Origin of the sequence: Phenylobacterium sp., assembly GCF_036821595.1 — a bacterium.
Taxonomy (GTDB): Bacteria; Pseudomonadota; Alphaproteobacteria; order Caulobacterales; family Caulobacteraceae; genus Phenylobacterium.
Window position 1 is genome coordinate 1 of sequence record NZ_DAISJG010000044.1, and the last position, 20232, is coordinate 20232.

Genomic DNA, 20232 nt, shown 5'->3' on the forward strand with positions numbered 1-20232 from the left:
GGGTCAGGCTCATGGCCGCGAGCTCGGCCAGCATGGCCGAGTGGCGGTCCTGGGCAGGGGCGTCGGCGGACATGAACGTAACGGGAACATGGGTTCGCCGGAAAGGCAAATATTGGGTGGGGGAATTTTCAGGCGTCAGCCAGACGGGCGACAATACTCCTCCTCCTCCCACCGGGCCCCACGCGGCCCGGAGGGAAAGGACTCAGACGAAGCGCCAGGACTCCTCGGCGGCGTCGCGGAGGGCGCGGGCCTTGTGGAGGGTCTCGTCGTATTCTGCGTCGGGGTCGCTGTCGGCGACCACCCCGCCGCCGGCCTGGACGTACATGGTCCCGTCCTTGAACAGGGCGGTGCGCAGGACGATGCAGGTGTCCACCGAGCCGTCCGCGCCGAAGTAGCCGACCGCGCCGGCGTAGGCGATGCCGCGCTTCTCGATCTCCAGCTCGTCGATGATCTCCATGGCCCGGACCTTGGGCGCGCCGGAGAGGGTGCCGGCGGGCAGGGCGGCCATCACCACGTCGACGGGGTCGAGCCCCTCCGGCGCGTCGCCTTCCACGTTCGAGACCAGGTGCATCACCCGGGCGTAGCGTTCGACGAAGAAGCTGTCGGTCACGCGCACGCGGGGCCCGCGGGCCGCCGGGGTCGGCGGCTCGTTGGCGCCCTTGCTCTTGAGCATCGCCACGCGGCCCACATCGTTGCGCCCGAGGTCGAGCAGCATGAGGTGCTCGGCCCGCTCCTTGGGATCGTTGACCAGCTCGTGCTCGAGGCGGCGGTCCTCCTCGGGCGTAGCGCCACGGGGGCGGGTGCCGGCGATCGGGCGGATGGTGATCCTGCCGTCGCGCAGGCGGACCAGGATCTCCGGCGAGGAGCCGGCGAGCTGGAAGTCGCCGAAGTTCAGGTAGAACAGGAAAGGCGAGGGGTTCGACCGGCGCAGCGACCGGTAGAGGGCGAAGGGGTCGCGCCCGAACGGGCTGCGGAAGCGGTGGCTGGGCACCACCTGGAAGATGTCGCCGGCCCGGATGTAGCCCTTGGCCTGTTCGACGATCTCCCGGTAGCGCTCGCGGCTGACGGGGGTGGTGAAGCGGTCGGGCTCCGGCCGGCCGGTGTGGGTGAGCGGCGGCGTGGGACGCCTCAGGTCGGCCATGACGCCGGCCAGCCGCGCCTGGGCGGCGGCGTAGGCGTCCTGCGCCGAGGCGCCGTCGGGCCGCACCGGGGTGACCAGCACGATCTCCTGGGCGATGGCGTCGAAGATGGCGACGATCGAGGGGCGGGTCATCACCCCGTCGGGCAGGCCGAGCGGGTCGGGGTTGACGTCCGGCAGGCGCTCCACCAGCCGGATCATGTCGTAGCCGATGGCCCCGAACACGCCGGCCGAGGGCGGCGGCAGGCCCGGCGGCAGCTCGATCCGCGAGGAGGCGACGAGGTCGCGCAGGCTGTCGAGGGCGCCCCCCGGCTGCGGCGTGAACCGGCCGGCGGCGATGTCGACGCCGGTGGCGATCTCGGCCTGGTCGCCCCGGCAGCGCCAGACGAGGTCCGGGTTGAGGGTGATGATCGAATAGCGGGCCCGGAAGGCGCCGCCCTCCACGCTTTCGAACAGGAAGGCGTAGGGGCGGCCGTGGCCGATCTTCAGATAGGCGGAGACCGGGGTCTCCAGGTCGTCGATCAGGCGCGTCCAGACGAGCTGGGGGGCGCCGGCCTCATAGCGCGACCGGAAGTCGGAGAACTCGGGCTCCGCCTTCACTTGGCGGGTTCCTGGGCCTTCCCGGCGGGGGTTTGGGTGGTCTCCAGGCCGAGGGCGGCGCGGGCGCGGGTCTCGTCGATCCGGACCTTCATCGACCGGCGGGCGCCGGCGCGGGCGGATTCCTCCAGCTCGCGGAACAGCTCCATGGTCATCTGGTCGCGGCCGAACTCGGTGACCTGGGCGATCATCGCCGGGTCGCCGGGGCGAACGGCCTCCAGCTTGCCGACCAGCAGGGCGAACTGCACGTCGCGGGCGGTGAAGGCCTCGCCCGGGCGCACGGCGAAGGCCTGGCCCAGCAGCTCGCGGGAGAGCTCGCGGTTCTGGCCGGCGCTCTGGCGGCTGAGGCCCGCGACGCGGCGCACCTGCGCCCCGGTGGAGGCGGCGACGGCGTCGATGGCCTCGCCCTTGCGGATCCGCTCGGCGAGGGCGTCGGCGCGGGTCTGCATGCGGCGCAGGGTCTCGCGGCCGGTCCAGACGCGGGAGAGCTCGGCCCGCAGGGCGGCGTCGAGCGGCGGCAGGGCGGGCGGGATCACCCGCTCGACGCGGACGGCGAAGTACTCGCCCTCGGAGACTTCCACGAGGTCGCTCTCGCCGCCGGCCGGCAGGGCGAAGGCGGTGTCCATCAGCTTCTGGTCCAGCCCGGCGACCGGCTGGTTCTGCTGGTCGCGGCCGGCCTGGGAGACCGGGCCGAGGGTCATGGTGGGCACGCCGGCCTTCTGGGCGGCCTCGGCGAGCGTGCCGCCGGCCGTGTGGGCCTCCTCGTAGGCATTGGTCAGGGCCAGCACCTTCTCGACGGCGGCGTCGCGGCGCATCTCGGCTTCCAGCGCCGGGCGGGCCTCCTCCAGGGTGACGACGCGGCCGGGGGTCACGGAGACGACCTTGACCACCTGGGCGCCGAGCTCGCTCTGCACCGGCGCGACCTGGCCGGCCTGCATGCGGAAGGCGGCGGCGGCGACGCCGCGGTCGGGGATCGCGGTCTGCGGGCGGTTGTCGTAGGTGATCAGGTCGACACCGATGGACTTCGCCACGGCGGCGGCGTCCTCGCCGCGCTGCAGACGGGCGGCGACCTGCTGGGCGGTCGCCGCGTCCTTGGCGGGAATCTGCACGACGGTGCGGGTCTCGGGCGTGGAGAGGGTGTCCTTGCGGAACTCGTAGCGCTTCTTCAGCTCCGCCTCGTCGATGGCGACGGCGCCGCCGGCCAGCGACGGCGTGAAGCGGACCACGGTGAGGATGCGGAACTCCGGCCGGGTGAGCTGGGCGGCGTTCTCGCGCATGAAGGCCTGGAGCTGGGCCTCGGTGGGCGCGCCCGGCGCCTCGACGCTGCCGGGGCCGACGCTGAAGAAGGCGATGTCGCGGCTTTCCAGCCCGTAGAGGGCGTTCAGCGCCGACATGGCGCGCGGCGCGCGGACCCCGGCGACGATGCCGGTGAGCGCCATCTGGCCGGCGATGTCGTCGCGCGCCATCTGCTCGAACTGTTCGGTCGTGAAGCCGCCCTCGGCGAGCTGGCGCTCGTAGGCGGTCTTGTCGAAGCGGCCGGAGACCGGATCGAAGAAGGCCGGGATCTTGGCGATCTCCTCGACCACCAGCTTGTCGGAGGGCTTCAGGCCGATCTTGGTGAGCAGGGCGGCGAAGGCCTCGCGGGCGGCCATGAGCTGCAGCACCTGCTTGTCGAAGCCGCGCTCGACGGCAAGCTCCAGCGGCACCGGCTGGCCGGCCTGCTGCTCGATGCGGCGCTTCTGGGCGTCGAACTCGCGGCGGAAGTCGGCGGAGCTGACCACCCGGTCGCCGGCCTGGATCACCGCGTCGCGGGCGTTGCCCTGGAAGACGTCGTTGATGCCGAAGACGGCGAAGCTGACGATCAGCAGGCCGATGAGGACGGCGGCGACCCAGGATTTCGCGAAATTGCGAATGGCGGTGAGCATCTAATCCCTTTCCGGGGCGCGAACTTGAGCGCGGGTATAGTGGACGCGCTTCCGTCCCCGCAAGGAGGTGACAGCGGCGGCCGCTTGGCTTAACCGCGCCCGGCACAGGACAGAAGTGAGGCCAAATGACCGCTCCGACGCCGCTGATCGCCGGGAACTGGAAGATGAACGGGCTGTCCGCCTCCCTGGCGGAGGCCGAGGCGATCGCGAACGGCGTGGGCGGCTGCCCGGGCCGGGTGGCGATCTGCCCGCCGGCGGTGCTGACCCACCAGATGGCCCAGGCGCTGGCGGGGACCAAGGTGCTGGTCGGCGGCCAGGACGCCCACTGGGACGACTTCGGCGCCTTCACCGGCGACATCTCGGCCCAGATGCTGGCCGACGTGGGCGCGAGGCTGGTGATCCTCGGCCATTCCGAGCGGCGCGAAGGCTACCGCGAGACCGACGAGATCGTGGCGAAGAAGGTGCAGGCGGCGCTGCGCGCGGGCCTGGAGCCCATCGTCTGCGTCGGGGAGACGCTCGAGCAGCGCAAGGCGGGCGAGGCGCTGGCCGTCGTGACCGGGCAGGTGAGAGGATCCCTGCCGCCGGAGCTGGCCGGCCAGGCGTTCTCGGTGGCCTACGAGCCGGTCTGGGCGATCGGCACGGGGCTGACGCCCACCACGCCCGAGATCGAGGAGGTCCACCGGGCGATCCGCGCGACCCTGGTGGAGATCTTCGGGGAGGCCGGGCGCGCGCCGCCGATCCTCTACGGCGGCTCGGTGAAGCCCGCCAACGCCGCCGAGATCCTGCACGCCGACGAGGTGGGCGGGGCGCTGGTCGGCGGGGCGTCCCTGAAGGCCGCCGACTTCCTGGCGATCATCCAGGCGCTCTAGGGCTTGCCGACGTCCGCCGACCGGCGTTCCCTCAAGGCCAGGCTTCGAGGGATGGCCAGGATGCGGGTGTGGAAGAGCCTGAGAGCGTCGCTGCCGATGGTCGCCGTGCTCGCGGCCCTGCTCCTGGTCCCCGCGGGGCTGGCGCCGGGCGGGACCTGGCGGTGGACCGAGGCCTGGCTGTTCCTGGGGCTCTACGGCGGCCTGGCGGTCGTGGGCTCGGCGCTGCTGGCGGTCTACCGGCCCGAGAGCTTCGAGGTCCGCCAGCAGGGCGTGGTCGCGGCCAGGGAGCGCAAACAGCCGCTGATCGACGCGGTGGGCTCGGTGATCTACGCCGCCTACCTGGCGTCCTGGACGGTGTTCATCCCGCTCGACGTTTTCCGGCTGCACCTGCTGCCGGAGCCGGGCCTGCCGCTGCGGATCGCGGGCCTCGCCGCCACGGTGGCGGGCGGGAGCGTGGCCATGCTGGCGGTGGCCCAGAACCGCTTCGCCGCGCCCACCGTGCAGGACCAGTCGGCGGACGGGCAGCAGGTGGTCGATACCGGGCTCTACGGGGTGGTTCGCCATCCGCTCTACGCCGGCAACCTGCTGGCCTTCGCCGGGGCGGCGCTCTGGCTGGGCAGCACGGCGGCGCTGGTCGGGGTCCTGGGGATGCTGGGCTTCACGCTGGCGCGCATGCACGTCGAGGAGAGCTGGCTGCGGGCCAACCTGCCGGGCTACGCCGCCTATGCGGGGCGGGTGCGGAGCCGCTTGATCCCGTTCCTGATCTAGGGCGCCCGGCCTAGGCGCCGGGGCCCTTCAGCTCGACGGTGTTGCCCTCGGGGTCGCGGACGTAGAGCGAGAACCCCGTGCCGTCGGCGCCGTAGCGCTGGCCTTCCTCGACGACCTCGCAGCCGTGGGCGGCGAGGTGGGCGCGGATCGCCGCCTCGTCGAAGGGGCGGACCTGCAGGCAGAAGTGGTCGAGGTTGCGACCCTCGGGACCGGGGGCGGCGCCGCCCGTCCGCCCGAGCGGACCGTCGAGCGTGACGAGGTCGATCATCTGCGGGCCGCAGCGGACGTGGGTCAGGCCGATCTCCGGCCGGTCCCGGTCCACGGAAAGGCCGAGCACGCCCACGTAGAAGCCCAGCATCCGGTCCTTGTCGCGCACCCGCAGCACGATGTGGTCGAAGCCGGCGACGGCGATGGGGGAGGGCGCGGACATGCGGGGGAGATTACCTCCTTTCCCGCGCAGCGGGAGAAGAAGGCTACAGCGTCAGGCCGAAGAGGCGGAAGTCGCGGCGGTCGCCTTCCTCGCGGATGTGGCCGCGGACCAGGCCCTCCTCGTGGAAGCCGAGCTCCTCCAGGACCGATTCGGAGCGGCGGTTGCCGAGGTGGGTGCGGGCGGTGAGTTTCCGCAGGCCGCTGGCGGCGGCGTAGGCGACGACGGTGCGCATGGCCTCCAGGGCGTAGCCCTCGGCCCAGGCGTCGCGGCCGAGCATGAAGCTCACCGCGGCGCGGCGGTGGCGGCGGTCGATGTCGGAGAGTTCGCAGGCGCCGACGAAGGCAGAGTCGGCGAGCGCGCGCATGGCCCAGTGGATGGCGCGGCCGGCCTGCATGGCCTCGACCTGGGTGCGGACCACGCCGGCGACCACGTCGGGATCGTCGATCTCGGGCCAGTCCCAGTAGGCCATCACCTCGGGATCGTCGACGATGGAGAAGACGCCCTGGGCGTCGGCCTCGGTCAGCGGATCGAGCCGGAGGCGCTCGGTCTCCAGGATGGGCAGGCGCGTCAGGTCGAGAATCATTCTTGCCACGGGGCTGCGACGTCCTAGGTATGGCCTTGGCGTAAGCTCAGTGATAGAGCGCGCGCTTCATTTCAGGGTGGTGAACCGCCCGGACGCACGGACGCGCAAAAGAAGCTCATGCTGCTCACCATCCTCCTGGTCATCGAGATCCTCGTCAGCCTGGCGCTGGTCGGCGTCGTGCTGCTGCAGCGTTCGGAAGGCGGCGCGCTCGGCATGGGCGGCGGGCCGTCGGGCTTCATGACGGCGCGCGGGGCGGGCGACCTGCTGACCCGCGTGACCTGGATCCTGGGGGCGCTGTTCTTCGTCATCGCGCTCACCCTGACCATCCTGGCCGGCCGCGAGCGCGGCGCCTCGTCGGTCGTCGACCGGCTGAAGGTCAACGCCATCGACCCGACCACCCTGAACCAGCCGGCCCAGCCGCCGGCCGGGACCGCCCAGCCGGGCGCCCCCGGGAGCGCGCCCGCGCCGCTGACCGCGCCGACGCCGACCGTTCGCAACCCGTTCCTGGGCGACGCGCCGGCGACGACCGCCCCGGCCGCGCCCCAGCCGGCCCCGCAGTAAGCCGTGGACGAATCGCATCGAAGGCGAGGTCCGGCCGGCGAATCACGGCTAATCTGAACGCCCATGGCCCGGTACATTTTCATCACCGGCGGCGTGGTCTCTTCCCTTGGCAAAGGTCTCGCGTCCGCCGCCCTCGGCGCGCTTTTGCAGGCGCGAGGCTACAAGGTCCGCCTGCGCAAGCTCGACCCCTACCTGAACGTCGATCCGGGGACGATGAGCCCCTACCAGCACGGCGAGGTCTTCGTGACCGACGACGGGGCCGAGACCGACCTCGACCTCGGCCACTACGAGCGGTTCACGGGCGTCAACGCCACCCGCGGCGACAACATCACCACGGGCCAGATCTACAAGACCATCATCGAGAAGGAGCGCCGCGGCGACTATCTCGGCGCGACGGTGCAGGTGATCCCGCACGTCACCGGCGAGATCAAGGAGTTCGTCCTGGCCGATCCGGGCGAGGGCGTGGACTTCGTGCTGGTCGAGGTCGGCGGCACGGTGGGCGACATCGAGGGCCTGCCGTTCTTCGAGGCGATCCGCCAGCTCGGCCAGGAGCTGCCGCGCGGCCACGCCTGCTACATCCACCTGACGCTGCTGCCGTACATCAAGACGGCCGGCGAGATGAAGACCAAGCCGACGCAGCACTCGGTGAAGGAGCTGCGCTCGATCGGCATCCAGCCGGACATCCTGCTGTGCCGGACCGAGTATCCGATCCCGGAAGGCGAGCGGAAGAAGATCGCCCAGTTCTGCAACGTCCGGCCGAGCGCCGTCATCCAGGCCATGGACTCGGCGAACATCTACGCCGTGCCGCTGGACTACCACGTCCAGGGGCTGGATTCCGAGGTGCTGGACGTGTTCGGCCTGAAGGACCAGGCGCCGGCCCCGAACCTGGCGCGCTGGGAGCAGATCTCGCACACCCTGAGCCACCCGGACGGCGAGGTGAACATCGCCATCGTCGGCAAGTACACGGGGCTGACCGACGCCTACAAATCGCTCGTCGAGGCGCTGATCCATGGCGGCGTGGCCAACAATGTCCGGGTGAGGTTCGACTGGATCGAGGGCGAAGCCTTCGAGAAGGACGAGGAGCTGATCGGCGAGCGGCTCACCGGCGTGCACGGGGTGCTGGTGCCCGGCGCGTTCGGCGAACGCGGCTCGGAGGGGATGATCCGGGCGGTGCAGTTCGCCCGCGAGCACGACATCCCCTATTTCGGCATCTGCTTCGGCATGCAGATGGCGATGATCGAGGCGGCCCGGAACCTGGCCGGGATCGAGCAGGCCTCGTCCACCGAGTTCGGCCCGACGTCGGAGCCGATCGTCGGCCTGATGACCGAATGGGTCCGCGGCAACGAACGCGAGGTCCGCCGCGAGGGCGGCGAGCTCGGCGGGACCATGCGCTGCGGGGCCTATGACGCGGTGCTGACGCCGGGGTCGAAGGTCGAGGCGATCTACGGCTCGGCCGCCATCTCCGAGCGCCATCGGCACCGCTACGAGGTCAACATCGCCTACCGCGACCGGATCGAGCAGGCGGGGCTGAGGTTCACCGGCCTGTCGCCCGACGGCGTCCTGCCGGAGATCTGCGAGCGGGCGGACCATCCCTGGTTCGTGGGCGTGCAGTTCCACCCCGAGCTGAAGAGCCGGCCGTTCGACCCGCACCCGCTGTTCGCCAGCTTCATCGGCGCGGCCAAGGAGCGGAGCCGGCTGGTCTGACGGCCTGCCAGACGAAGGGCTCAGGCTTCGCTTGAAACCCCGCGGGGATTCGGGCATAAGCCCGCGCTCACGTCGGCGGCCCTCACCGGCCGCCGCTTCCATTTCCACGCCTGCGAGATCCTCCCATGGCCGTTCCCAAGCGAAAAACCTCGCCGTCCCGGCGCAACATGCGGCGCTCGCACCACGCGCTCGGCGCCAACTCCTTCGTCGAGGACAAGGAGACGGGCGAGCTGAAGCGTCCCCACCACGTCGACCTGAAGACCGGCATGTACAAGGGCCGCCAAGTCCTGACGCCGAAGGAAGACTAGGCGCTTCTTCGAGCCGTCTGGCTTACGAGACGCCGGCCGAGAGGCCGGCGTTTTGATTCCGGCCGCCCCGGCCGGGAAGAGAAGGAACCACGGACCACACGGAAGACACGGACGGGGTCGGCGTTGGTCGTGCTTGCCCGGCGAAGGCGAGGCCGGACTCGATTGCGCGCCGGAGGCGCGCTCTCCAGCGCACCTATTCCGTGTCTTCCGTGTGGTCCGTGGTTGATCTTCCTTGGGCCCCGGCTTTCGCGGGATGAGCGAAGGTTGCCCGGCGGGCGGAAGGTGGCTAAGCCACGGCCGCCCCCCGAAGCCCCAGAGGAAGACATGACCGAGATCGTCGACATCAACGCCCGCGAGATCCTGGACAGCCGCGGCAATCCGACGGTCGAGGTGGACGTGGTGCTCGAGGACGGCTCCATGGGCCGCGCGGCGGTGCCGTCCGGCGCCTCGACCGGCGCCCACGAGGCGGTGGAGAAGCGCGACGGGGAGAAGGGCCGCTACGGCGGCAAGGGCGTGCGCCAGGCCGTGGAAGCGGTGAACGGCGAGATCTACGACGCCCTGGCCGGCATGGACGCCGAGGACCAGCGCCGCGTCGACCGGACCCTGATGGAGCTGGACGGCACGCCGAACAAGAGCCGGCTGGGCGCCAACGCCATCCTGGGCGTCAGCCTGGCGTCGGCCAAGGCGGCGGCGAGCTCGGCGGCCCTGCCGCTCTACAAGTACGTGGGCGGGGTCTCGGCGCGGGTGCTGCCGGCGCCGATGATGAACATCATCAACGGCGGGGCGCACGCGGACAATCCGATCGACATCCAGGAGTTCATGATCCTGCCGACCGGCGCCGACAGCTTCGCCGAGGGCCTGCGCATGGGCGCGGAGATCTTCCACGGCCTGAAGAAGGCCCTGAAGGACGCCGGCCACAACACCAACGTCGGCGACGAGGGCGGCTTCGCGCCGAACCTGAAGAGCGCCGAGGAGGCGCTGGCCTTCATCGTCAAGGCGGGCGAGGCGGCCGGCTACAAGGTCGGCGACGACTTCGTGCTGGGCCTGGACGTGGCCTCCACCGAGTTCTTCAAGGGCGGCAAGTACGTCATGGAAGGCGAGGGCAAGACGGTGGATCCGGCCGGCATGGTCGACTACCTGGCCGGCCTCGTCTCGAAGTTCCCGATCGTCTCGATCGAGGACGGCTGCGCCGAGGACGACTTCGACGGCTGGAAGCTGCTGACCGAGCGCCTGGGCAAAACGGTGCAGCTGGTCGGCGACGACCTGTTCGTGACCAATCCCGCGCGCCTGAGCCAGGGCATCGACCAGGGCCTGGCCAATTCGATCCTGGTGAAGGTCAACCAGATCGGCACGCTCTCGGAGACGCTGGACGCCGTGGATATGGCCCACCGGGCCGCCTACACGGCGGTGATGAGCCACCGGTCGGGCGAGACCGAGGACTCGACCATCGCCGACCTGGCCGTGGCCACCAACTGCGGTCAGATCAAGACCGGATCGCTGGCCCGCTCCGACCGGACGGCCAAGTACAACCAGCTGCTGCGCATCGAGGAGGAGCTGGGCGACCAGGCCATCTACCTCGGCCGCAAGGCGCTGAAGGTCGGCTGAGCTTGCAGGCGCCGGGCGAGGACATCGGCGCCGATCTCGCCCGGCGGCTCGTCGCCGAACAGTTCCCGCAGTGGGCGCACCTGCCGGTCCGGCTGGTCGACCGCTGCGGCTGGAACAACCGCACCTTCCACCTGGGCGACGAGCTGAGCCTTCGGCTGCCGGCGGCGCGCTGGTACGCCTCGGCGATCGAGAAGGAGCAGCGCTGGCTGCCGGTGCTCGCGCCGCACCTGCCGCTGCCGATCACCGCGCCGGTGGCGGTGGGCCAGCCGGGCGACGGCTATCCCTGGGCGTGGTCGGTCTGCCGCTGGCTCCCGGGCGAGACGGCGGAGCAGGATCCGCCGAAGGACCTTGCGCGGTTCGCGGAGGACCTCGCCGACTTCCTCCTGGCCCTGCAGCGGGCGGCCGCCACCGACGGGCCGCCGGCCGGCAAGCACAGCTTCCACCGCGGCGGCGACCTCGCCGTCTATGACGCCGAGACCCGCGAGGCGCTGGGCAAGCTCCACGGGCAGGTCGACACCGGCCGGGCGCGGGCGCTCTGGGACGCGGCGCTCGCCAGCCGCTGGGAGCGGCCGCCGGTGTGGGTCCACGGGGACGTGGCGCCGTCGAACCTGCTGGTCCAGGACGGGCGGCTCTGCTCGGTGATCGACTTCGGCCAACTCTGCGTCGGCGACCCGGCCTGCGACTACGGGATCGCCTGGACCTTCTTCGACGCGGAGGCCCGGAGGGCGTTCCGGGCCAGGCTGGCGCCGGACCCGGGAACATGGGCGCGGGCCAAGGGCTGGACGGTGTGGAAGGCGCTGATCGTGGTGGCCGGCCTGCCGGGCAGCAACTTCCGGCAACTGGCCCTGTGGCGCCGGGCGCTGGCGGAGGTGCTGGCGGACGAGGACAAGCCCGGGGACGACGATCCTTAGCGGCCTATTAAGCATGCCGGACGACTCTCTCGCTCGCGTCCCAGAAGGATTCGCCGTGTTCGCCCGCCTCCGCCCGTACCTGCCGACCGCAGCGCTGGCCTTCCTGATCTTCTACTTCGGCTTCCACGCCTTCACCGGCGAGGGCGGCCTCCTGCAGTCGGACCAGCGCGACGCGACGCTCGTGGCCAAGTCCCGCGAGCTCGCCGCCCTGCGCGCCCAGCGGCAGGACCTGGAGATGCGCGCCCAGCTCATGCGCGACACGAGCCTTTCGGCCGACCTGCTGGAGGAAAGGGCGCGCTCCCTGCTAGGCTTCGCCGATCCAAGAGACTATGTGATCCGGATGAAGCCGTAGGGCCGCTTCGTCGGTTCTATAGAAGCGCAAAAAAAGACATCACGGAGAGACGCATGGCGCGTGGTCAGGCTGGCGGCGCCGGCCGGCGAAAGGCCAATGGCTCGAATCCCAAGGGTGACGCTGGGGTAGGGGCCACGAAGGACGAGCTGCTCGGTTACTACCGCGACATGCTGCTGATCCGCCGCTTCGAGGAGCGGGCGGGCCAGCTTTACGGCATGGGCCTGATCGGCGGCTTCTGCCACCTCTACATCGGCCAGGAAGCCATCGCCGTCGGCGTACAGGCGGTGAAGCAGCCGGGCGACCCGGTGATCACCGGCTACCGCGACCACGGCCACATGCTCGCCTGCGGCATGGACCCGCGCGAGGTCATGGCCGAGCTCACCGGGCGGGCCGGCGGCTCGTCCAAGGGCAAGGGCGGCTCCATGCACATGTTCTCGACGGAAGCCGACTTCTACGGCGGCCACGGGATCGTCGGCGGCCAGGTGAGCCTGGGCACGGGCCTGGCGCTGGCCAACCGCTACCGCGACAACGGCAAGGTCTCCTGGACCTATTTCGGCGACGGCGCGGCCAACCAGGGCCAGGTCTACGAGAGCTTCAACATGGCGCAGCTGTGGAAGCTGCCGGTGGTCTACATCATCGAGAACAACCAGTACGCCATGGGCACCTCGATCGAGCGCTCCTCGTCGGAGACCCACCTGCACAAGCGCGGCGCCTCGTTCCGGATCCCGGGCGAGGAGGTGGACGGCATGGACGTGCTGGCGGTGAGGGCCGCCGCCGCCAAGGCCGCCGAGCACGCCCGCTCGGGCAACGGGCCCTACATCCTGGAGATGAAGACCTACCGCTACCGCGGGCACTCCATGAGCGACCCGGCCAAGTACCGGACCCGCGAGGAGGTGGACGAGATCCGCAAGACCCGCGACCCGATCGACCATGTGGAGGAGCTCTTGGAGAAGCAGGGCTTCGCCGACGAGGCCGCGCTGAAGGCGATCGACGCCGAGGTGAAGAAGATCGTCGCCGACGCGGCCGAGTTCGCCCGCACCTCGCCCGAACCCGACCCGTCCGAGCTCTATACCGACGTCTACACGGAGGCCGCGCAGTGACCGACGTACTCATGCCGGCCCTGTCGCCGACCATGGAAGAGGGCACGCTGGCCAAGTGGCACGTGAAGGTGGGCGACACGGTCCGCTCCGGCGATGTGATCGCCGAGATCGAGACCGACAAGGCCACCATGGAGGTCGAAGCCGTCGACGAGGGCGTGATCGAGGCCATCCTGGTGCCGGAAGGCTCCGAGGAGGTGAAGGTCAACACCCCGATCGCGCGCCTGGCGGGCGAGGGCGGGGCCGCGAGCCCGGCGCCGGCCGCCCAGCCGGCCGAGCAGCCGGCTCCCCAGCCGTCGACGACGGGCACCGGCGGCGGCAAGGGCGAGGGGGAGGCCTCGGCCGGCGATCCCGAGAAGCAGCCGCCGGAAGCGGCGAAACCCCAGCCCGAGGGCGAGGGCCCCGCGGCGGTGACGCCCGCCCAGCCGCTGGCCGACCCGGAGATCCCGGCCGGCGTGAACCTGGTGAAGACCACGGTCCGCGACGCCCTGCGCGACGCCATGGCCGAGGAGATGCGCCGCGACCCGGACGTGTTCCTGATGGGCGAGGAGGTCGCGCAGTACCAGGGCGCCTACAAGGTGTCCCGCGACCTCCTGCAGGAGTTCGGCGACCGCCGGGTGATCGACACCCCGATCACCGAGTACGGCTTCGCGGGCGTCGGCGTCGGCGCGGCGATGGCCGGACTGAAGCCCATCGTCGAGTTCATGACCTTCAACTTCGCGATGCAGGCCATTGATCACATAGTGAATTCCGCCGCAAAGACCCTCTACATGTCCGGCGGGCAGCTGCACACCTCCGTGGTGTTCCGCGGCCCGAACGGCGCGGCGGCCCGGGTGGCGGCGCAGCACAGCCAGGACTACGCCGCCTGGTACGGCCACGTGCCCGGCCTGAAGGTGATCGCGCCCTACGACGCGGCCGACGCCAAGGGTCTGCTCAAGGCCGCCATCCGCGACCCGAACCCCGTGGTCTTCCTGGAGCACGAGATGCTCTACGGCCAGGAGTTCGACGTGCCGGAGGGGATCGACTGGGTCGTGCCGATCGGCAAGGCCAAGGTCCGCCGGGAAGGCGACGGCGTCACCATCGTGGCCTACAGCCGGATGGTCGGCCTGGCGCTCAAGGCCGCCGAGGAGCTCGCCGCCGACGGCATCGAGGCCGAGGTCGTGGACCTGCGCACCATCCGGCCGATGGACATCGGCACGGTCGTGGAGAGCGTGAAGAAGACCAACCGCCTGGTGACCGTCGAGGAAGGCTGGGGCCCGATGGGCGTCGGCGCCGAGGTCTGCGCCCGGGTGCTGGAGGAGGCGTTCGACTACCTCGACGCCCCGCCGGCGCGGGTCTGCCAGGAAGACGTGCCGCTGCCCTACGCCGCCAATCTCGAGGCCCTGTCGCTGCCCTCGGTCGACAAGATCGTGAAGGCCGCGAAGCGGGTGAGCTACAAGTGATCTTCGCCTGCCCGCTCATCCCCGCGAAGGCGGGGACCCAGGCTTTGTCACGGCCAGCGTGCGGGCCGGCGAGTGCGCGGGTCGGACATGGGCGGAAACAGCAAAACACCTGGGTCCCCGCCTTCGCGGGGATGAGCGGGGTGTGGTGATGGCATTGGGCCAGGAGCGCGAACGGTTGGATGGTGGTGCGGGCTCTGAGCTGGGTGGAAAGGCGTTGGTGGGCGCCGGCGCCCGACGGAGCCTTGATCGTCATCTCACTGCGCACACCACCATCCCCGGCCCTTCCTCCATCGAGGAGGAAGGGGGCGAGCCTCCTTCAGCGGCTCGGGCGGATGCCGGAGACTTCCGATGACCGACGCCTTCACCTGGCGCGCCGGAGGCTGCCATTGCGGCGGGGTTCGGTTCGAGGTGGCGCTGGGCGAGACCGTCGAGGCGCAGACCTGCAACTGCTCCATGTGCGCCAAGACGGGCTTCGTGCACGTCATCGTGCCGGAGAGCCGGTTCCGCATCACCAAGGGCGCGGAGCGGCTGGCCGAGTACACCTTCAACACCCGGGTGGCGAAGCACCTGTTCTGCGCCGAGTGCGGGGTGAAGAGCTTCTACCGGCCCAGGTCCAACCCCGACGGCTGGAGCGTCAACGCCCGCTGCCTGGACAGCCTGGAGGGGGTGAGCCTCGACCTCACCGCCTTCGACGGCCAGAACTGGGAAGCCAACGCCCACGAACTCACGCACCTGTCGAAGGAGCCGGCGTGACCGCGCGCGCCCGCCTTCCCCAAGCCCAGACCAACGCCTGAGAGAGCGCATGCCGATCGACGTCCTCATGCCCGCCCTGTCGCCCACCATGGAGGAGGGCACGCTCGCCAAGTGGCACGTGAAGAAGGGCGACACGGTCCGCTCCGGCGACGTGATCGCCGAGATCGAGACCGACAAGGCCACCATGGAGGTGGAGGCCGTCGACGAGGGCGTGGTCGAGGACATCCTGGTGCCCGAGGGCTCCGAGGGGGTGAAGGTCAACACGCCGATCGCCCGGCTAGCCGGCGAGGGCGGGGCCGCCGCGCCGGCGCAGGCCGAGGCGCCCAAGGCCGAGCCCGCCAAGGCTGAGGCGCCGAAGCCGGAACCCGCGAAGGCGCCGGAGCCGGCCAAGGCCGCGCCGGCCCCCGCGCCCGCGCCTGAGCCGGTGAAGGCCGCCGCCTTCCAGGCGCCGCGCGGCCCGCGGATCTTCGCCTCGCCGCTGGCCCGCCGGATCGCCGAGCAGAAGGGCGTGGACCTTTCGGCCCTGCAGGGCTCGGGCCCGCACGGCCGGATCGTCAAGGCCGACGTGGAGAAGGCCCAGCCGGGGCAGGCCCGCGCGCCCGCCGCCGCGCCGCAGGCTCCCGCCGCCGCGCCGCAGGCTCCCGCCGCCGCCCGCGCCGAGCCGCGCCAGGTCCAGAGCCTGGAACAGATGGGCATTCCGGCCGGTAGCTACGACCTCATCCCGCTCGACGGCATGCGCAAGACCGTGGCGCGGCGGATGACCGACAGCTTCCGCGACGTGCCGCACTTCCCGCTGAACATCGACCTGGAGATCGACGGCCTGCTGGCCGCGCGGGCCAAGATCAACGGCCTCCTGGAGAAGGAGGGCGTGAAGGTCAGCGTCAACGACCTGGTGATCAAGGCGGCCGCCATCGCGCTGAAGCGTGTGCCGGAGGCCAACGCCTCCTACACGCCGGAAGGCATCGCCATGCACCACCACGCCGACATCGCCATGGCGGTGGCGGTGCCCGGCGGGCTGATCACCCCGATCATCCGCAAGGCGGAGCTGAAGGGGCTGGCCGAGATCGCCACCGAGGCCAAGGACCTGGCCGAGCGGGCGCGGACCAAGAAGCTGAAGCCGGAGGAGTTCCAGGGCGGCACCTTCTCGGTCTCCAACCTCGGCATGTTCGGGATCAAGTCGTTCGCCTCGATCCTCAACGAGCCGCAGGGCTGCATCCTGTCGGTGGGCGCGGGCGAGAAGCGGCCGATCGTGCGCGGCGACCAGATCGCGGTGGCGACGGTGATGACCGTCACGCTCACCTGCGACCACAGGGTGGTCGACGGGGCCGTGGGCGCGCGCTGGCTCGCCGCCTTCAGGGCCCTGATCGAAGACCCGATCACGATGATCGTCTGAGGACCGGCGCATGGATTTCGATGTCGTCATCATCGGCTCGGGGCCGGGCGGCTATGTGACCGCCATCCGGGCCTCGCAACTCGGCCTGAAGACCGCGATCGTCGAGCGGGCGGAGCTGGGCGGGGTCTGCCTGAACTGGGGCTGCATCCCGACCAAGGCGCTGCTGAAGTCGGGGGAGGTCTACGAGACCCTCGACCACCTGGCCGACTACGGGCTGTCGGTGGAGAAGCGCGGCTTCGACTTCGACAAGGTGGTGCAGCGCTCGCGCAAGGTCGCCGCCCAGCTGAATTCCGGCGTCGCCTTCCTGATGAAGAAGCACAAGATCGAGGTGATCGAGGGGACGGCGAAGCTCGAGAAGGGGTCGCCCGCGCCGAAGGTGGTGGTCGCGCTGAAGGCCGGCGGGTCGCGGACGGTGCAGGCCAAGCACGTGATCCTGGCGACCGGCGCGCGGGCCCGGACGATCCCGGCCATCGGCCTGGAGCCGGACGGCGAGCGGGTCTGGACCTACCGCGAGGCCCTGGTCCCGAAGGCCGCGCCGAAGAGCCTGATCGTCATCGGCTCGGGGGCCATCGGCATCGAGTTCGCGAGCTTCTTCCGGGCCCTGGGTTCGGAGGTGACGGTCGTCGAGGCCCTGCCGCGCATCCTGCCGGTGGAGGACGAGGAGGTCTCCAAGGCCGCCCACAAGGCGTTCGAGAAGCGCGGCATCAGGTTCCGGGTCGGCGCCAGCGTGAAGCGGCTGAACAAGGGCAAGACGGGCGTCTCCGTGGAGATCGAGACCGGCGGCAAGGCCGAGACCCTGTCGGGCGACGTGGCGATCGTGGCCGTGGGCATCGTCGGCAACGTCGAGGACCTGGGCCTGGAGGCGCTGGGCGTGAAGATCGAACGCACCCACGTGGTGACGGACGGGCACGGCGGGACGGGCGTGCCGGGGCTCTACGCCATCGGCGACGTGGCCGGGCCGCCCTGGCTGGCCCACAAGGCGAGCCACGAGGGGGTGCACTGCATTGAGCACATCGCCGGCCTGAAGCCCACGAACCTGACCTCGCCGATCCCGGGGTGCACCTATTCCAACCCGCAGGTGGCGTCGGTGGGGCTGACCGAGGCGCAGGCGAAGGAGCAGGGGATCGAGGTCAAGGTCGGCCGCTTCCCGTTCAAGGTGAACGGCAAGGCGATCGCCTCGGGCGAGACCGAGGGCTTCGTGAAGACGGTGTTCGACGGCAAGACCGGGGCGCTGATCGGGGCGCACATGATCGGCGCCGAGGTCACCGAGATGATCCAGGGCTATGTGCTGGCCATGACGCTCGAGGCCACCGAGGCCGAGCTGCACGCCACGGTCTATCCGCACCCGACCATGAGCGAGGCCATGCACGAGGCCGCCCTCGACGCCTTCGGGCAGGTCCTGCACATCTAGGTTCATGTATTGTTCTGGTTTGTGCCTGCGGCTAGGCTGCAGGAATGAACCACGGAATACACGGACCACACGGAAGGCTCCTGTGCGGCGAGGAGACGTTCCGGATCCGCGGCGCCGTGTTCGAGGTCTATCGCGCCTTCGGCGCAGGCTTTCTCGAAGGCGTGTACCACGACGCCCTGGCGATCGAGTTCGAGCACCTGGGGATACCGTTCGTGTCCCAGCCGCAGCTCAAGCTGACCCACCGGGGGCGGGAGCTTGGACACCGCTATGCGCCGGACTTCGTCTGTTTCGAGCAGGTGATCGTCGAGCTGAAGGCGGTGCGCGAGTTCGCCCCGGAGCATCGGGCGCAAACCATCAACTACCTGCGGGCTTCAGGGCTCAAGGTCGGGCTCCTCGTGAACTTCGGGACCACACCGGAGGCCCGGATCGAGCGCTTCGCGTCGTGAGGCGCCCGTCCGTGTGGTCCGTGTATTCCGTGGTTCCTTAGACGGCCTAGGCCGCCCTTCTGATCTCAGCGTCGACGATGCGCTGGAGGGCGACGTAGTCGGTCTTGCCGGTGCCCAGCACGGGGATCTCGGGGACGCGGATGATCTTGCGGGGCACGGCGATCTCCGGCGCGCCGATCGACTGGGCGTGGGCGAGGAGCGGGGCAGATTCCGCGTCGCGCTTGTCGGTGACCAGCACCAGGCGCTCGCCCTTCTTCGGGTCGGGCAGGGCGACCACGGCGTGGCGGCAGTCGGGCCAGACGGCGGAGGCCAGGTCCTCGGCGGCGGTCAGCGAGACCATCTCGCCGCCGACCTTGGCGAAGCGCTTCACCCGGCCGAGGATCTTCACCCACTGGTCGTCGGAGATGGCGACCACGTCGCCGGTGTCGTGCCAGCCGTCGTGCGGGGGCTCGACCCCGCCTCCGGGCGTGAGATAGCCGGCCATGACGTTGGGCCCGCGGACGTAGAGCTTGCCGCCGCCGGGGATGCCCTCCACCGGCTCCAGCTTCACCTCAATGCCGGGCAGCAGGCCGCCGACCGTGCCGCGGCGGTTGTCGGTGGGCTTGTTGACGGCGATCACCGGCGAGGCCTCGGTGGCGCCGTAGCCCTCCAGCAGCGGGATCGGGCCGAACCGCTCGGCGATCAGGTTGTGGGTCTCCTCGCGGACCTTCTCGGCGCCGCAGACCACGAACTTCAGGCCGGAGAGCTCGCCCGGCTCGGCGGCGCGGGCGTACTGGTTGACGAAGGTGTCGGTGGCCAGCAGCACCGCGGCCTTGGAGTCCTTCACCAGCGGCGGGATCTGCTTGGTGTGCAGGGGCGAGGGGTATTCGAACGCCTTCATGCCGGTGAGCAGCGGCAGGAGCACCCCGCCGGTCAGGCCGAAGACGTGGAAGATCGGCAGGGGGTTGAAGAACACCCAGTCCGGGTCGAGGTCGATGTGGGCGGCGATCTGGCGGCAGTTGGCAACCAGGTTGGCCTGGGTCAGCACCACGCCGCGCGGCGCGCCGAAGCTGCCGGAGGTGAAGAGGATGACGCCCGGGTCCTGCGGGCTGGTGGGGGCCCGGAAGCGCTTCGGGAAGGCGCCGGCCGCGGCCGCGAACAGCTTGTCGGGCAGGCCGATCGTCTCGCGCACGTCCTCCAGGTAGGTGACGGCCGTCATGGTCTCGAGCGCGTCGATCAGGTCGTGCAGCTTGCCCTGCTCGACGAAGCGATGGGAGGTGAGCACGCGCTTGACCCCGGCCAGCTCGCAGGCGGCCCGCAGGTTCCGGATGCCGGACGTGAAGTTCAGCATGGTCGGCGTGCGGCCGAAGGCGTGGAGGGCGAAGAAGGTGACCACGCCGCCGGCGCTGGCCGGCAGCATGACGCCCACCCGTTCGCCCGGCTTCGTCAGGCCCGCGATCTTGCGGCCGAGCGCGAAGGCGGCGCGGATCAGGTCGCGGTAGGAGAGGGGGTTGCGCTCCTGGTCCTCCAGGATCGGCTTCTTCACCCCGTACTTGTGGCTGGCGTCGACCAGGGCGTCGAAGAGGGACGTGTTGACCTGGTTCAAGTCGAAGGTACGCGACAAGGGCGTACGCCTCCCCGGCTGTTCTCGTTGCCGGGCAACCTATAGGCGGGGTTCCCGTCTGAAAAGGTCGGTAACAGTGCGTGAGTTCCGGCGGCCCCTGGCCGGCGGAGCTCGCGGGCTATGGGCTAGCCGAGGCCGAACACCACGCAGGCGCTGCCTTCCAGCCGCTCGAGCGGGGGCTGGACGGGCAGGCGGATGGAGTCCGGGTCGAGGCCGACCTCCTGCGCCCGCCGGCCAGCGGTGACCACGAGCTCCTCCAGGCCCTGGCTCGACCCCGGCGGGGGCGGCGGCGCGGGGGCGGCCACGCGGTAGGCGGGGGTGTCGGCGTAGGGCCGG

General features: G+C 70.8%; 19 protein-coding genes and 1 pseudogene. 14 read left to right on the forward strand and 6 right to left on the reverse strand.

Annotation, left to right across the window (positions count from 1 at the left end; translation table 11 throughout):
- Positions 1-202: 202 nt before the first annotated feature.
- Both trpE and V7Z97_RS15440 read right to left on the reverse strand, forming a co-directional pair.
- Positions 203-1738 carry an anthranilate synthase component I gene (trpE, locus tag V7Z97_RS15435; RefSeq protein ID WP_334164325.1) on the reverse strand — a complete coding sequence of 512 codons (1536 nt, stop codon included), beginning with the start codon at positions 1736-1738 and terminating at the stop codon, positions 203-205.
- Positions 1735-3660 carry a peptidylprolyl isomerase gene (locus tag V7Z97_RS15440; protein ID WP_334164326.1) on the reverse strand — a complete coding sequence of 642 codons (1926 nt, stop codon included), beginning with the start codon at positions 3658-3660 and terminating at the stop codon, positions 1735-1737. The genes trpE and V7Z97_RS15440 overlap by 4 nt, the downstream gene beginning before the upstream one ends.
- Positions 3661-3785: 125 nt before the next feature.
- Here V7Z97_RS15440 and tpiA point away from each other — a divergent pair, with 125 nt between their 5' ends.
- Together tpiA and V7Z97_RS15450 are read left to right on the forward strand one after the other, a co-directional pair.
- On the forward strand, positions 3786-4529 hold the full coding sequence (gene tpiA / locus V7Z97_RS15445) for a triose-phosphate isomerase (protein WP_334164327.1): 744 nt from the start codon (positions 3786-3788) through the stop codon (positions 4527-4529).
- A 60-nt stretch (positions 4530-4589) separates the two neighbouring features.
- Positions 4590-5297: a methyltransferase family protein gene (locus V7Z97_RS15450; RefSeq protein ID WP_334164328.1), complete on the forward strand. Its 708-nt coding sequence runs from the start codon at positions 4590-4592 to the stop codon at positions 5295-5297.
- A gap of 10 nt (positions 5298-5307) precedes the next feature.
- On the opposite strand, the gene V7Z97_RS15455 is transcribed toward V7Z97_RS15450, so the two are convergent.
- Together V7Z97_RS15455 and V7Z97_RS15460 are read right to left on the reverse strand one after the other, a co-directional pair.
- Positions 5308-5727: a VOC family protein gene (locus tag V7Z97_RS15455; RefSeq protein ID WP_334164329.1), complete on the reverse strand. Its 420-nt coding sequence runs from the start codon at positions 5725-5727 to the stop codon at positions 5308-5310.
- A 43-nt stretch (positions 5728-5770) separates the two neighbouring features.
- On the reverse strand, positions 5771-6310 hold the full coding sequence (locus V7Z97_RS15460; protein ID WP_334164330.1) for a GNAT family N-acetyltransferase: 540 nt from the start codon (positions 6308-6310) through the stop codon (positions 5771-5773).
- 117 nt (positions 6311-6427) lie between these two features.
- Here V7Z97_RS15460 and secG point away from each other — a divergent pair, with 117 nt between their 5' ends.
- The 12 genes from secG (at position 6428) to V7Z97_RS15520 (ending at position 18293) form a co-directional block, all read left to right on the forward strand.
- On the forward strand, positions 6428-6871 hold the full coding sequence (gene secG, locus V7Z97_RS15465; RefSeq protein ID WP_334164331.1) for a preprotein translocase subunit SecG: 444 nt from the start codon (positions 6428-6430) through the stop codon (positions 6869-6871).
- Between the two features lie 63 nt (positions 6872-6934).
- Positions 6935-8575: a CTP synthase gene (locus V7Z97_RS15470; RefSeq protein WP_334164332.1), complete on the forward strand. Its 1641-nt coding sequence runs from the start codon at positions 6935-6937 to the stop codon at positions 8573-8575.
- Positions 8576-8700: 125 nt separating this feature from the next.
- Positions 8701-8883: a 50S ribosomal protein L32 gene (rpmF, locus tag V7Z97_RS15475; RefSeq protein ID WP_111515250.1), complete on the forward strand. Its 183-nt coding sequence runs from the start codon at positions 8701-8703 to the stop codon at positions 8881-8883.
- Positions 8884-9207: 324 nt separating this feature from the next.
- Positions 9208-10488, forward strand: a complete 1281-nt coding sequence (eno, locus tag V7Z97_RS15480; RefSeq protein ID WP_334164333.1) for a phosphopyruvate hydratase — start codon at positions 9208-9210, stop codon at positions 10486-10488.
- A gap of 2 nt (positions 10489-10490) precedes the next feature.
- Positions 10491-11399, forward strand: coding sequence for an aminoglycoside phosphotransferase family protein (locus tag V7Z97_RS15485; protein WP_334164334.1), 909 nt, complete (start codon positions 10491-10493; stop codon positions 11397-11399).
- A 55-nt stretch (positions 11400-11454) separates the two neighbouring features.
- Positions 11455-11751: an FtsB family cell division protein gene (locus tag V7Z97_RS15490; RefSeq protein WP_334164335.1), complete on the forward strand. Its 297-nt coding sequence runs from the start codon at positions 11455-11457 to the stop codon at positions 11749-11751.
- A gap of 53 nt (positions 11752-11804) precedes the next feature.
- A complete protein-coding gene (gene pdhA / locus V7Z97_RS15495) occupies positions 11805-12851 on the forward strand; it encodes a pyruvate dehydrogenase (acetyl-transferring) E1 component subunit alpha (protein WP_334164336.1) in 1047 nt (348 codons plus the stop codon).
- Positions 12848-14290 carry a pyruvate dehydrogenase complex E1 component subunit beta gene (locus V7Z97_RS15500; protein ID WP_334164337.1) on the forward strand — a complete coding sequence of 481 codons (1443 nt, stop codon included), beginning with the start codon at positions 12848-12850 and terminating at the stop codon, positions 14288-14290. The genes pdhA and V7Z97_RS15500 overlap by 4 nt, the downstream gene beginning before the upstream one ends.
- Before the next feature lie 348 nt (positions 14291-14638).
- Positions 14639-15043 carry a GFA family protein gene (locus V7Z97_RS15505; RefSeq protein WP_334164338.1) on the forward strand — a complete coding sequence of 135 codons (405 nt, stop codon included), beginning with the start codon at positions 14639-14641 and terminating at the stop codon, positions 15041-15043.
- A gap of 49 nt (positions 15044-15092) precedes the next feature.
- Positions 15093-16436 carry a pyruvate dehydrogenase complex dihydrolipoamide acetyltransferase gene (locus tag V7Z97_RS15510; protein ID WP_334164339.1) on the forward strand — a complete coding sequence of 448 codons (1344 nt, stop codon included), beginning with the start codon at positions 15093-15095 and terminating at the stop codon, positions 16434-16436.
- 10 nt (positions 16437-16446) lie between these two features.
- Positions 16447-17847 (forward strand): dihydrolipoyl dehydrogenase, encoded by a 1401-nt coding sequence (gene lpdA / locus V7Z97_RS15515; RefSeq protein ID WP_334164340.1) that lies wholly within the window; start codon positions 16447-16449, stop codon positions 17845-17847.
- Between the two features lie 44 nt (positions 17848-17891).
- On the forward strand, positions 17892-18293 hold the full coding sequence (locus V7Z97_RS15520; RefSeq protein WP_334164341.1) for a GxxExxY protein: 402 nt from the start codon (positions 17892-17894) through the stop codon (positions 18291-18293).
- A gap of 46 nt (positions 18294-18339) precedes the next feature.
- Here V7Z97_RS15520 and V7Z97_RS15525 read toward each other — a convergent pair whose 3' ends face one another.
- Together V7Z97_RS15525 and V7Z97_RS15530 are read right to left on the reverse strand one after the other, a co-directional pair.
- Positions 18340-19896 (reverse strand): AMP-binding protein, encoded by a 1557-nt coding sequence (locus V7Z97_RS15525; RefSeq protein WP_334164342.1) that lies wholly within the window; start codon positions 19894-19896, stop codon positions 18340-18342.
- A gap of 125 nt (positions 19897-20021) precedes the next feature.
- Positions 20022-20232, reverse strand: a pseudogene (locus V7Z97_RS15530) (hypothetical protein); the annotation flags it as partial.

Excerpts from the sequence above, each read along its gene's own strand:
- pdhA (WP_334164336.1), top strand. The coding sequence starts at position 11,805 with ATGGCGCGTGGTCAGGCTGGCGGCGCCGGCCGGCGAAAGGCCAATGGC.
- rpmF (WP_111515250.1), top strand. The coding sequence starts at position 8,701 with ATGGCCGTTCCCAAGCGAAAAACCTCGCCGTCCCGGCGCAACATGCGG.
- V7Z97_RS15460 (WP_334164330.1), bottom strand. The coding sequence starts at position 6,310 with ATGATTCTCGACCTGACGCGCCTGCCCATCCTGGAGACCGAGCGCCTC.
- V7Z97_RS15505 (WP_334164338.1), top strand. The coding sequence starts at position 14,639 with ATGACCGACGCCTTCACCTGGCGCGCCGGAGGCTGCCATTGCGGCGGG.
- V7Z97_RS15510 (WP_334164339.1), top strand. The coding sequence starts at position 15,093 with ATGCCGATCGACGTCCTCATGCCCGCCCTGTCGCCCACCATGGAGGAG.
- V7Z97_RS15440 (WP_334164326.1), bottom strand. The coding sequence starts at position 3,660 with ATGCTCACCGCCATTCGCAATTTCGCGAAATCCTGGGTCGCCGCCGTC.
- lpdA (WP_334164340.1), top strand. The coding sequence starts at position 16,447 with ATGGATTTCGATGTCGTCATCATCGGCTCGGGGCCGGGCGGCTATGTG.
- V7Z97_RS15450 (WP_334164328.1), top strand. The coding sequence starts at position 4,590 with ATGCGGGTGTGGAAGAGCCTGAGAGCGTCGCTGCCGATGGTCGCCGTG.
- V7Z97_RS15455 (WP_334164329.1), bottom strand. The coding sequence starts at position 5,727 with ATGTCCGCGCCCTCCCCCATCGCCGTCGCCGGCTTCGACCACATCGTG.
- V7Z97_RS15520 (WP_334164341.1), top strand. The coding sequence starts at position 17,892 with ATGAACCACGGAATACACGGACCACACGGAAGGCTCCTGTGCGGCGAG.
- V7Z97_RS15470 (WP_334164332.1), top strand. The coding sequence starts at position 6,935 with ATGGCCCGGTACATTTTCATCACCGGCGGCGTGGTCTCTTCCCTTGGC.
- eno (WP_334164333.1), top strand. The coding sequence starts at position 9,208 with ATGACCGAGATCGTCGACATCAACGCCCGCGAGATCCTGGACAGCCGC.
- secG (WP_334164331.1), top strand. The coding sequence starts at position 6,428 with ATGCTGCTCACCATCCTCCTGGTCATCGAGATCCTCGTCAGCCTGGCG.
- tpiA (WP_334164327.1), top strand. The coding sequence starts at position 3,786 with ATGACCGCTCCGACGCCGCTGATCGCCGGGAACTGGAAGATGAACGGG.